Consider the following 1,431-nt stretch of genomic DNA (forward strand, 5'->3'; position numbering starts at 1 on the left):
TTATGGATCGCATACGACTGTCGTACTGGTATGTGCCGGTGCTATGAAGCTGGCTGTTAACCAGCGTTTCGGCTTTGACCAGCCGGTTTTCGCAGTCGTAGGTAAACGTCTGCCATTTCGCCAGACCGCTGCGCTTTTCAATCAGGTTGCCCCAGGCGTCGTAGCGGTATTCCTGATCACGCCACTGGTTAAGCCGGTTGTCCTTCAAGTGGTCGAAGCGGCTGGTGTTGAAGTTCAGCCGGTTGGCGGCTACGTCGTAGCGGAATTCCTCGCTATCGACCAGTCTGCCGGTGTCGCGGCTGTGCAGTTGGCCCTTAGCTTCGTATTCGTACTTTATCTCGCCGCGCAGTTTACGTCCTGCCCCTCCTAGAACACTTGCCTATGCCTTATATATATCAACATCACGCCCATCAACGGTGAAAAAGAGTCTAACCAATGATTCATCAGCACCATAGTCAGCTTTAATTAAGGTATTGGGTGCGCTATTGCTAGCCAGCGAGATCAGGCTAGTGATTTTAGAACCTTGCCAATCATAACTATATGCCCAGTACTCCATATCACTATCTATGCGACAGGCCTCTATTACCTTATCGTCTTGGAGCACCACTGTTTCAAGCCAAAAAACCTCTTCATATTTGATGCTTTTTCTTATTGAGAAGACCACCTCGGATTCTCTTTTAACGACTTCCCTCTCATGCAGTTCACCGTAAGAATTGTATATGTCAACTCCCACCAGCTCATCGTCAAAGAAATAATTCTTGTAGATATTCTTTTTACTGCTCGGCTCTTTGTTTAAAAACTTAGCTGGTGTTATTCCCGATAGCTGTAGCCCCAAAGGAATTATTGAAACAGATGGCCCCTTACTCCAAAAAACTTTATCACTTCTAACGTTTTCATCAAAAGCCTCAACAAAGCTCAAATCTTGAATTTTTGCGACCGTACTATCAATTATATTTTTTAAATTTTTATTAGTCACGATTTACTTCCCCTTAAAGTTAAGTCCATCCCCCAAAGATTTTTTCAAATCTTTCAGGCCGCTTAAAAATTCGTCTCTAGTATTAGCAGCTGACAACCTTTCAAAAACATGCTGCTTATAAAAATTACTATGGACTCCGGCGCCTTTATGAGGGGTTGCAGTGGTGCCCAGAACTCTTGCAGTCTCAGTATTCGGCAGCCATATACCATTACGCTTGTCATTTATATCGATATCAAGCTCCTTCATTTTGTCACGCAACGCTACCATTCTAACGTCTTTTGAATTAGACATAATTATGTGGTGCGCATCATACTGTCCTCCACCAGTTGGGCTTGGGCCTAAATTACGTCTTAAAACTTTAGCGTCAGACCCGCAGGTCAAGCCTTGCGGGTCAATCCACCCGATGGCACTTGGAGCATACTGATATAGATTAAATCCCCCATCCAACCCAATCG

General features: G+C 44.7%; 2 protein-coding genes and 1 pseudogene. All 3 read right to left on the bottom strand.

Going from position 1 to position 1,431, the window contains the following annotated elements; translation table 11 throughout:
• Window positions 1-352, bottom strand: a pseudogene (locus BZK31_RS30755) (hypothetical protein); the annotation flags it as partial.
• 27 nt (window positions 353-379) lie between these two features.
• Entirely contained in the window at window positions 380-976 is a 597-nt protein-coding gene (locus tag BZK31_RS28455; protein ID WP_083186466.1) for a hypothetical protein, read from the bottom strand.
• Window positions 977-979: 3 nt separating this feature from the next.
• The coding region (locus tag BZK31_RS28460; RefSeq protein WP_208617254.1) for an AHH domain-containing protein at window positions 980-1,431 on the bottom strand (452 nt) is incomplete at its 5' end.

Origin of the sequence: Pseudomonas floridensis (genome assembly GCF_002087235.1) — a bacterium.
Classification (GTDB): Bacteria; Pseudomonadota; Gammaproteobacteria; order Pseudomonadales; family Pseudomonadaceae; genus Aquipseudomonas; species Aquipseudomonas floridensis.